Below are 10,788 nucleotides of genomic sequence, written 5' to 3' on the forward strand. Positions count from 1 at the left end.
TCACCTCCTCATGATCACTACAGCTGACATCTGCATGAGGTCGCCCCAGTTTTGAGCCAGACCGGTATATACGGGTTTCTTTACCTGCATCCTCCCAGCAATACCCTTTAACTGCCAGTAAATGCTTATGACCTTTAGAAGACCGGAAGCACCTATTGGGTTACCGCAACCCATGAGTCCTCCCGAGGGGCTACTGGGTATATCACCGTCAAGATCGAACACTCCCTCCCTAAGGAGTTTGGGGGCTTCTCCTCTCTTTGCGATCTTCAAACCCTCGATGTGGTGGAGCTCTTTGTAATCGAACGGGTCGTGAGGCTCTATCACGTCGATCTCCTTGTCAGGCCTTTCTATCTTAGCCATTTTGTATGCCATCATAGCCGATTCTTCCACATATCTGGCATAGGCTAGTTCTCTGTTACTCCACTGAGGATTGTCCATGTTCCATCCTACACCTACGATCCATACCGGGGTGTCCGTAAACTGTCTAGCAACATCCCCGTTAACTACCACTATAGCCCCCGCACCGTCGCTCACCGGGCTTACGTCCAACCTGTTGACGGGCCACACTAAGACTTCGCTGTTCAAGACGTCATCGACCGTGATGTTAGCTGCTGCCTGAGCGTAGGGGTTATTCAAAGCGTTTCTCTTATTCTTTACTGATACAAGTGCTATTTCCTCTTTGGACACGTTATATGTCTTCATATATCTATACATTTCCATTGCGAAGATCCAGATGAGGTTAGGGTTTAGGGGCTTTTCTGTTATCGGATCCCATATGTAACGGAAAACAGACTGGGGATGAGGTAAAGCGTGGCTCATCTTTTCCTCACCGATCACTAAAACCTTATCACAAAGCCCGCTAGCCACGTGATACCATGCCGAGATGGTAGCCATACCTCCAGTAGCTCCACCAGCATAAACTCTGCTTACAGTCTTTCTAACTCCTCCCGAGTGGGCTATATGTTCTCCCCTCATGTGAACCCCGTCGTAAGCATCAAGAGCTGCACTAGTTATAACGCAGTCGATATCCTTTAGTTCGAGCCCAGCCTCATCGAGGGCTTTTCTAGCAGCTTCCCAAGCCATTTCCTGAGGAGTCTCCTTAAGTCTCCTCCTGAAGAGTGTTAATCCCGCCCCTATTATAGCTACTTTCCTCAACATCATCACCTCTCCAGTACTGCTACCCCTCCCGTAAAGCTCGGGACTCCTCTCCACGAAGCTACAACTGCTTTATCGAACTCACCTCTCCTCATAAATTCCACAGCGTCCAGTAGAAGTGCCAGACCACTGGCGTCCAACGGTCTTCCTTCTGACAAATGCCCTCCGAGAGGGTTTACCGGTGTTTTTCCGTCCGCATAGAGTTCTCCTTCCCTTAACTTTTTCACGGGGTCTTGAACCTTTAATGCCTCTAAGTGTTGTAACTCTTTGTAGCTGTAAGTGTCATCGACAAAAAAAGCTACGTTTTCCAGCCTATGCAGTCTCGCGATTTTGAACGCTTTGTCAGCAGCCAACCTGAGGTATGTAGACCTTCCGAGATCGGATAACTCCATAGTTGAATCGTAACCTACTCCTACACCGGTTATCCATATGGGATCGTCTGTGTATTTTCTAGCGACTTCCTCGTTAGCTAATACGATTACTACGGCTGCATCTGTAAATGGAGATATGTCGAGGCTTGTCAGGGGGTAAACTACGTACGGCTGCTTGACTACTTCTTCTATGCTTAAAGATGATGAATATGACCCTCTCGGGTTTTTCAACCCGTTTCTTTTGTTCTTTACAACTACTTCAGCTAGGTCTTCTTTGGTCGCTTTAGTCCTTTCCATGAACTTCACAGCGTCTAGTCCCGCCAAGAAATGGAAATTCCTTGCACCTATTCTACCGTACAACGGGTCGTAGGCGAACTCCATTATCTTTTCCATTGTTATAATATCGCTGGGTTTTGCGTGTGACTCCACTACAGTTACCTTAGATATACCTGATTCAATGTGCATAACAGCGTGCATTATCGCCTGAACCGAGTCCCCAGGTACTGTCATTACGGGCCTAAGAGTACCTCCGATAGGGTCTGGAGCGAACTCACCGGAAATGCTTATCCCTTCCCAGAAGTCCTCCTGGCACGACACAAATGTGTCCACGTCTCTTCTTGGGTTTACATGAGCGTCTTCATAAGCCCTTAAAGCCGCCTCAAATACCATCTCCCTGAAGGAGAGCTCGGGAGTCGATGGAGTGAAGCCGTACCAACCTACTCCTATTATACCGACTCTCATATTTTCTCAGATGTTATCAATATTATTAAATCTTTCTTTTTATTCCTGTTTTTCCAATTTTATTGACTAAATAAAATTAACTGAATAGTAGAAAGAGATTCAGAGATATAACAAGAATTTTCAGTTACTGAAAAGTAAGGTAATGGTTTTAACTTCACATTACGAGATTCAGTAGTGTTAGGGCTACTGGTAAGTCACGGCTCTCCTACTATCCTAGTAGAGGACTTGCCTTGGAAGAAAGAACTGAGGGAATTAGGAGAGAAAATAAGGAGAGAATATGAGCCTGATCTGGTCGTAGTCTTGTCTCCCCACTTTATGAACTGGGGTGAAGACAACTTAATAGAAGCCGGGGAGAAGCTTAAATGTATTCAGGATTATTACGGGTTCCCTGAGGAACTTTACCGCTACTGCTATGAAATGCCTAATGATGTTGAGGTGGTGGAGAAGCTTTCAACTTTTCTCAGAAAGGACTACCGGTGGGGACTTGATCACGGCGGCTGGATCCCGTTATATTATATGTTCCCGGAGGGAGGTATTAAGGGTGTAACTATATCCATTAGCAACCGTTCACCTGAAGAACACTATCGTTTAGGTGTTAAGATAGGCGAAGTACTAAGAGAAACTGGTAGAAAACCATTAGTCATAGCTACAAGTTCGCCAACCCATAGGCTAGACTTATATTCCCTCAAGGTCGGCAGGGACACATTCTTCATATTCGACCATATACTTCAGGACTTAATCGAAGAGGGTAGGTTTGAGGAAATAGTCAAAATACAACAACTTTTTCCGAAGGAGTTTAAGAACTCTTCACCGGAGGGTGACCTGAAGCCACTGTACGTTATGTTAGGTATAGTAAGACCTACTTTGGGTAAGGTGATTTATTACGACGTACCGTGGCCCGGAGTTAGTATGATGCTAGCGTCTTTTCAGTAAGTAGATTAAATAAATGTATAGCTTGGCGAGAAAAAGCGTAGAATTAGTTTTAAATCTTCTTATTCAGGAACGCGTTCAGGAATTCCTTTTCGACCTCATCAAATTTTACTTGGTTGTTACCGTGTATGTACTCCCAGACCTTGACTGCTGTGCTCAGAACTACACCTTGTCCGAAGTGGTTAACGTACCCGTTGAAGTGTTCGCACGAACCTACGAAGACACCGCTCGTATCACCTTCGTAGATCACTCCCTTTGAAGTCAAGGCGAACTGAGACACGTCATAATGATTCTTAATCGCGAAGAGGAAACTCAACGCGTCCGCTATGTACCTATCGCCGATCGAAGTCCTCATACAGTGTACGAACCCGCCGAAATCGAAACCCTGAACTGATAACATGTTATATATATTCTTGTCGGATGATACTATATTAGAACTCAGGTCGTTATTCCCCTATATACACAGTAATCCAAAAGGGAGAAAACGTTAAACCACACCTTACGCTTCTTGCCTAAACATTTTTAAAGTTTCAATGTTTCCATTGACAAACGTGTTGTAATCATACTAGTTAAGAACTCTGATGTGCTTTCATAGTGTGGAATCATGTCCTTCTTTTTGTGTATAACTTTTTAAATAAGGCCGTTGTTCTCACGAGTATGAAATTCCTCCGTGAGTCCACCGGTTTCGTTAAGGAGTTCAATGCTTTTGACGCTTTCGCCCTTAATTTCTCCTTTCTGGGTCCTGCAGCAGGCGTAGCCTATCCACTCTTCATAGCGGCCTTCTTACCCGAAGCCAGTTGGACATTAGCTGTGATCATAGGCTCATTATTGATGGTACCGGTCGTCATTAATTACTACCTCTTAACAATGTTGATCCCCAGAAGTGGAGGGGACTACATATTCGTATCTAGGGCTATGGGACCGTTCATCGGTAGTGTCCTAGGTATGTCACTCATCATGGCTTTTACTATGGGTTTCCCAGTATTGGCCTTACTAGAGGTCGTCATGGTAATTACACCTAGTCTACAGTCGCTAGGGTACGTACTAGGTGTTAGAGGTCTGATCAGCCTTGGGGAGGGAATAACTTCTTCTCCTTCAGAGCTTTTCGCAGTTACTACATTAGTCATCTTCGCTGTTTTTTCCCTCTCGTTATCAGAAAGACTATACGTTAGGACATTCCGTTATCTCACTTTGCTTCAAATTGCCGGTACGGTTTTTATGGTAGTAGGTCTGTTCACAGTTAACGACCAACCGGTCTTCACTTCACCGTACGTAAACTTACAAACGTTGTCTCTTTCCTCAATATTCGTTCTTTCCATGTTTGCCTTTACTAACGCTCCAGCGTTCTTTGCAGGTGAGATGAAGAGAATTAAAAAGAGTTTCATATCGGGTTATCTTATCTCCTACGCTGTAGCGACGTTGTTCGCGTTATTATTAGTGATAGGGATCGAGAGAGGATTCGGTAAGCAAAACTATATTAATTACGTACTTAATGGGTGGAGCCTACCAATGTCCACTTCGTCCATTCTCTCCTTTGCCGTATACGCGTTTTTGAACGTCCCGTATATTGTGGTATTCTTAGTGATCTCAGCCCTAAGTTGGTACGTGCTATACGCGATGATAAATGTGGGAGCATCATCAAGGATACTGTTTTCAATGGCCTTTGACAGGTTACTTCCCTCATTCTTTGCCGAGGTCAGGAGAGGTATACCTATATACTCGCTTATATTCACTCTAACCCTTTCAATGCTTTTCAACTTCTTGGAGGTATATCTGAGTTACTCCGTTAGCTTTGCAGTCGACGGCCTTTGGTTCGTAATTTGGAACTACTTAATCGTGGCAATAGCTTCGATAAAATACGGAAAATCCGACAGGAAAATTCTTATTACGTCTCTTCTATCGGTTTTCACGTTGTCTCTCGTAGTAGTACTAACAGTGCTTTACGGATTACTGAATAGCTCCTTCGGAAGCATAATATTCCAAGGTAATACAGCCTTTGACTTAGCTACGATAATAATACCACCCATGACCGGGACAGTGACTTACTTAATATCCAAAGAGATAAGGAAAAAACAGGGTATTGAACTGTCGGAGATATACAAGGAAATCCCACCAGAGTGATCATTTTATCAAACGCTCTGCGTTGTCCTTCAGTATCTTCTTTTTTATCTCACCGTCGATAGGTATAGCGTCAAACTCCTTCAACCACCTCTTCGGGCTGATAAGGGGGAAGTCAGATCCGAAAATGAGCTTGTCAGCTAGCCTTTTGGCGTTATCCCACAAAACTCTAGGAATGTACTTTGGTGCCCAACCGGATAAGTCTAAATAGACGTTGGGTTTGTGTAGTGAAACAGCAATGGCCTCTTCCGTCCACGGCCGGCCGAAGTGGGCTAAAACCATTTTCAAGTCTGGATACATCACCGCAATTTCATCGAAATGTATTGGCCTACCGTAATCGAGCCTTATGTTCGATCTTACGCCAGCCCCTATGCCTGAAGTGCCCGTATGAAATACAGCGATTAGGTTGTGTCTTTCGACAACCGAGTATAGCTTCATAGCCCTCTCGTCTAAGGGATGAAAGCCTTGTAACTGAGGGTGGAATTTAACACCTTGAGGTTCTACTTCCTTTATCGCCTTTTCGAGTTCCTCTACCGCATTTGGCTTCAGGGGGTCTACTGAGATGAACTTTATCACTCGTGCATCTCTAATCCCTGCGACTAATTCATTTGGAATCCTTCTTCCCATGAAAGTGGTAGAGTCTATAGGCAATATAACGACTCTTTCAATGCCTAATGTTTCAACTTCGTCTAAAATAACCTTTAGGTCTTTTATCTCGACCTTAGCGTTGAAATATCTTAGTGCGGGTTCAGCATACTCACCGAGATATCTGAGGAACTCCTTTACTGGGGCGTGAAAGTGGAAATCTATTGCCCCAATGCTTTTCTCAACTCCTCTATTATTGAGGGGTCATCTAACGTAGATACATCACCTATTTCTTCTCCCCTGACTAGAGCCCTCAGCAGTCTCCTCATTATCTTACCGCTCTTAGTCTTCGGTAGACGCCTAACAAACACTACTTTATCAACAATATAACCGCTGTTCCTCAAGTACTCCTTGATCATGTTTTCCAGTTCTTGGCTCTCAGACACACCCTTCTTAGGTACTGCTACTACTAATATCCCTTCGCCTCCGTCTTTCTTGTAACCAACTGCTGCAGCCTCAGCTATTGCCGGGTGTGTGACTACCACACTCTCTACCTCCATAGTCCCTATTCTTTCCCCTGCTGTTATTACGTCATCTGCCCTACCTAAAACGTACAAGTAACCGTCTTTGTCCACATATCCGTAATCACCGGTGTAGAAATAACCTTGAAACCTAGACCAATAAGTCTTAACTACTCTTTCACCGTTATGATCTTTATGCATCTTTGCCAAGGCCGGGCTACACGGTTTCAACACGATATAGCCCTTACTCTGAGGGGGTAGAGGTTTACCCTCATCGTCTACTACTACGTATTCTGACCCTGGGAACTTAGTCCCCGCGGAACCTGGCTTATAGGGAATCTCGGCTATTCCGAAAGGAGTAGCCGCGACTGGGTAGAGGTGTTCCGTCATCCAATACGCATCTGCTATATACACATTAGGAATGTGTTCTCTCAACCACATCCACGCCCCCACATTTAATGGTTCTCCAGTGTTGAGTATCATTCTTAAAGTAGATATGTCCCCTGATTTTACCGACTCCTCTCCTAAGCTCTTCAATGTATATAACGTCGTTGTTGACGACCAGACCAACGATACTCCGAATCTCTCGACAACTCTTGAGAATAAGTCGGGTTTATAACCGATAAACCCCTCGAAGAGCACTCCTGTTAATCCCATGACCGGAATCACGTATATGTTTGCCATGGGCCATACTGGCCAACCAAGCTCTGAAATCGTCCACCACACGTCGTTCTGTCTTGGGTTAAAAATCGATTTGAACGCTGTGTTTAATGCCACCACGTAACCGCCGTTGGTGTGAGTTAGACCTTTCGGTCTGCCCGTTGTCCCTGATGTGTAATATATTGTAGCAACTTCGTTAGATTCTACAGCTACTGGCTCAACTTCTACCTTACCTCTGGGTTTAACCTCCTCGTATATTATGTCCATCTTGTTTACGTTAAAGTCATCATAGCCTCGCTTCACGACCAGAACCTTCTCTACCGGAGTCTTATACTCGTTAAGTAGTTTATCGACGAAGTCTTTTATCCTTATTTCGTTCCCGTTCCTGAAGCCTTTACTAGCTACTACCATTACTTTCGAGTCACAATCGTTAAGCCTATAGGATAGTGTCTCAGGACTTAACCCTACGTAATGTATGACTAGAGTAGCACCTAATCGGTGAACAGCTAAAGAGAAGTATAAAGCTTCCGGGATACTCGGCATTAAGAGCGAGACCGTGTCACCCTTCTTCACTCCCAACTCCTTTAATACGTAAGCTGCCCTGTTCACTTCACAGTATAGGTCTCTGTAAGATATTGCCTTACTCTCAAGCCTCTCGTTAACCCAATAGAACGCTACCTTCTCTCCCTTTTCTGGTAAATGCCTATCAACGGCGTTATAAGATATATTCAACAACCCGTTTACGTACCACTTTTCGAAAGGTGGATGACCTTCAATAATCTTATCAGGTCTCTTGAACCATGTTATCAGCTTCGCTTTTTCCGCCCAAAATTTCTCAGGGTCTTTTTTAGCTTCCTCCCATTCTTTGATCACTTTCTCTAGACCGTAAAACTTAGCGTCCATAAAATTATATTACATAAATTCTCATATATATTTTACTTTGCACATTTATTTATTAACGATTATTTCAAAAGATAACATATGAGCGAACTGATCTTGGACTCCATAAGGGAATTCGTGAAAAAACATGTAGAGCCCTTGGCAGTAAAAATTGACAGAGAGGACTGGTACCCCAGAGAGTTAGTAAGAAAAATGGGGGAAATGGGGTTTTTAGCACCTATGAGCGAAGGGCTTAGCCTACTTGACACGGCGTTGATCTTGAAGGAAATTGCTAAGGTTAGCGGTTCCGTAGCTCTCATACAAGACGCTCAGAGCGAACTGGTAACAGAACCACTGAGAGTTTATGGGGGAGATAAATATACTGTGGAGATGCTTTCCAAAGGCGAGTTAATAGGGGGGTTTGCCCTCAGTGAACCTCAGGGAGGAAGTGATGTAGCTTCAATTAATACTAGGGCAGAGAAAGTTAACGGAAAGTGGATGATCAACGGGAAGAAGATGTGGACTACCCAAGGTCTTTATGCCGATGTATATCTCGTTGCAGCAAAGACCGGAGAAAATGGCCTTAAGTCTATAACTACTTTTCTAGTACGAAAAGGGGAATGTGTAAAGGTGAATAAGATAGAAGTGATGGGAAACAGAGGCACTGGTACGGCTGAAGTTGAGTTCAACAACTGTGAAGCTGACAATATCGTAGGTGAAGTTAACAAGGGCTGGGAGGTAGTCAAGTACGCCCTTCTAGTGGGAAGGGTTGCGATCTCAGCCATAGCTCTGGGTTTAGCTGAAGGAGCTTTAGAGGAAGCTCTCGAGTGGGCAATGAGTAGGGAACTGTTTGGAACCAAACTCGTGGAAAAGCAAGGTATACAGTGGTATTTGGCAGAAAGTGTAGCTCAGATAACTTCCCTCAATACGTTGTTAAAGTCTGTAGCCAAGACTGAGGACGTTTTCAAGGACGAAGGAAAAATTGCGGTGCTGAAGTATTTGTCAACAAGAATTGCGACTGAAATTGTGGATAAAGCTGTACAAATCATGGGTGGAATGGGTTATGCTAAAGGGACTAAAAGCGAGAGGGCTTACAGAGATGTAAGATTAGGAAGAATAGGGGAGGGAACCGATGAAGTGCAGTTAGGGATAATCTTTAAGATGGTTAATAAAGAGGGACTCCAATACTTTACAGAATAGGGAGTTAAGAGGATATGATAATCCCTACTCTTTCAAATGGTTCTCTAAGCCACATGTCTACTACCCACATAATGTGACCTCCTGAACCAATGGCGAGAACTAGTGGAAGGGAACCCTTGCCCTTTCTGGATTTATGTATTCAGATTGGGTTATAGTAACTTATGGAGTTCCTTATGTTGTGAGTGTATCTTAAAAATCTATTGTTAAAAAATTAGCTAGAAGAATTGTATACTTGCTGAGGGGCATAAAAACTCGATAAGTATATACCTGCAGGAATATTGGTATTTACTCCATATGGAATTATAGTTCCATTGGACTGTGCTAGTACGGCCCCTCCAGGGAATGGTCCATATTCTCCATATACCTTTGTTTGGTACGCTACAGTTCCTGTTGTGTTTGTCCAAGTAAATACTGGAGAATTTCCTGGTAGTCCTGCCGCATATGTTCCTTGTGTATTTATTGCTACAACAAAGTTAGGTACCCATCCTTGATATGTATAGAATCCTGCAATATTTGCTGGATTTATATTATTTGCTTCTATTACATAATATGTTTGTCCATTTATTGTTACTTGTTCAATTGGTACTTGACCTTTAATTACATAGAAATCCTGTAAAGGTACATATTGTTGATTATTTATTGGATCAATTTGTTCAACAAATTGACCATTCAGTTGATCTATTTGATTATGATCTTGTATTATTGTACCCGAATATTGTCCATCCCATACCACATCATGTATCGTAGTTCCATTACTTAGTATTAAATCACCCTCGGGGGTCTGTACGTCCATTATAATTTATTGTTTGACCATTCGGTACAAATGCTTCATAACCGCTGGGTGAACCCACGTACTGCACAGGCACCCGGTGCAGTGTAGGTAGTAGTAAAACTAGGGCGGTAGCGACAACAATAACAACCACAACGCCAATGACCACGTACTTCAACGCACCCATAACACCACCAAAACACCATAACAAACCCCTTAAGCATTACGGCCCGAACCAAGCAACTGCTGAGAGGGATTACCTGCAGGGTTTAACCACGCCAAGTACCTCCCGGTACCCTAATCACGGTCACTGGTGGGTGATCAACCTCACATTGGTTAACCCAGCCCTAACCACAACCGTGTTGATAAGGCAATAACTGCATTAGGATTTACGCATTAACGCTCATCATCTACGCATCAATTCACCACCCTGACTACAACCTCGATAACACAAGCCATGCCAACTAGACAATGAAAACAGACCAGAACTCCGAGACTGACCCCCAGGGCTAAACATGGAGGAAGAAGAGCCTGGCTAAGGCAAGCCTAAACTCATCCTTACCTAAGTCACAACACTCCTTATAGACCTCAAGGAGCAACCTCGTGGGTAGTTTCTCGCTGACGCTCGCAGCTTCATCGAGTGTAAGTGCCTTGGCTAGTTCCTTATTGCCATTAATCAATGCGTGGAGTATTAGGGCTAACCGAGCCATTGAGTTTGAGGGGGCTATTAGTTGGACGAGGGATCTGCCATCAAGCCCGCTCACCAACCCCCTAAACTTATTAATCAATGGCTTAACGTCAAAACCAAATCCCTTAAGCGAATTGTTAAAAGCATCAATTACCCATTCTCTCAACTGTT

10 protein-coding genes are annotated in these 10,788 nt (G+C 43.8%); 3 read left to right on the plus strand and 7 right to left on the minus strand.

The features are described from left to right. Together WIW89_RS10185 and WIW89_RS10190 are read right to left on the minus strand one after the other, a co-directional pair. Entirely contained in the window at nt 1-1,161 is a 1,161-nt protein-coding gene (locus WIW89_RS10185; RefSeq protein ID WP_337720686.1) for a thiolase domain-containing protein, read from the minus strand. Next, on the minus strand, nt 1,161-2,267 hold the full coding sequence (locus WIW89_RS10190; protein ID WP_337709414.1) for a thiolase domain-containing protein: 1,107 nt from the start codon (nt 2,265-2,267) through the stop codon (nt 1,161-1,163). The genes WIW89_RS10185 and WIW89_RS10190 overlap by 1 nt, the downstream gene beginning before the upstream one ends. A gap of 174 nt (nt 2,268-2,441) precedes the next feature. On the opposite strand from WIW89_RS10190, the gene WIW89_RS10195 reads away from it, so the two are divergent. Then, nucleotides 2,442-3,200 carry a DODA-type extradiol aromatic ring-opening family dioxygenase gene (locus WIW89_RS10195; protein WP_337720678.1) on the plus strand — a complete coding sequence of 253 codons (759 nt, stop codon included), beginning with the start codon at nt 2,442-2,444 and terminating at the stop codon, nt 3,198-3,200. A 49-nt stretch (nt 3,201-3,249) separates the two neighbouring features. Here WIW89_RS10195 and WIW89_RS10200 read toward each other — a convergent pair whose 3' ends face one another. Continuing rightward, nucleotides 3,250-3,597, minus strand: coding sequence for a hypothetical protein (locus WIW89_RS10200; RefSeq protein ID WP_337701791.1), 348 nt, complete (start codon nt 3,595-3,597; stop codon nt 3,250-3,252). Between the two features lie 257 nt (nt 3,598-3,854). On the opposite strand from WIW89_RS10200, the gene WIW89_RS10205 reads away from it, so the two are divergent. After that, a complete protein-coding gene (locus WIW89_RS10205; protein ID WP_337720679.1) occupies nt 3,855-5,318 on the plus strand; it encodes an amino acid permease in 1,464 nt (487 codons plus the stop codon). On the opposite strand, the gene WIW89_RS10210 is transcribed toward WIW89_RS10205, so the two are convergent. Then, entirely contained in the window at nt 5,319-6,125 is an 807-nt protein-coding gene (locus tag WIW89_RS10210) for an amidohydrolase family protein (protein ID WP_337720687.1), read from the minus strand. It abuts the gene before it with no gap. Then, the gene (locus WIW89_RS10215) at nt 6,122-7,984 is read right to left on the minus strand and encodes an AMP-binding protein (protein WP_337720680.1); all 1,863 of its coding nucleotides are present in this window, start codon (nt 7,982-7,984) and stop codon (nt 6,122-6,124) included. The genes WIW89_RS10210 and WIW89_RS10215 overlap by 4 nt, the downstream gene beginning before the upstream one ends. Before the next feature lie 78 nt (nt 7,985-8,062). Between WIW89_RS10215 and WIW89_RS10220 the strand changes: the two genes are divergently transcribed. Continuing rightward, nucleotides 8,063-9,160 (plus strand): acyl-CoA dehydrogenase family protein, encoded by a 1,098-nt coding sequence (locus WIW89_RS10220; protein ID WP_337720681.1) that lies wholly within the window; start codon nt 8,063-8,065, stop codon nt 9,158-9,160. Nucleotides 9,161-9,371: 211 nt separating this feature from the next. On the opposite strand, the gene WIW89_RS10225 is transcribed toward WIW89_RS10220, so the two are convergent. Further along, nucleotides 9,372-9,953: a hypothetical protein gene (locus WIW89_RS10225; protein ID WP_337720682.1), complete on the minus strand. Its 582-nt coding sequence runs from the start codon at nt 9,951-9,953 to the stop codon at nt 9,372-9,374. Nucleotides 9,954-10,438: 485 nt separating this feature from the next. Beyond that, a partial coding sequence (locus tag WIW89_RS10230) for a hypothetical protein (protein WP_337720683.1) occupies nt 10,439-10,788 on the minus strand: 350 nt, incomplete at its 5' end.

The sequence above is a fragment of the Stygiolobus sp. CP850M genome (genome assembly GCF_037389425.1).
In the GTDB taxonomy this organism is placed as follows: domain Archaea; phylum Thermoproteota; class Thermoprotei_A; order Sulfolobales; family Sulfolobaceae; genus Stygiolobus.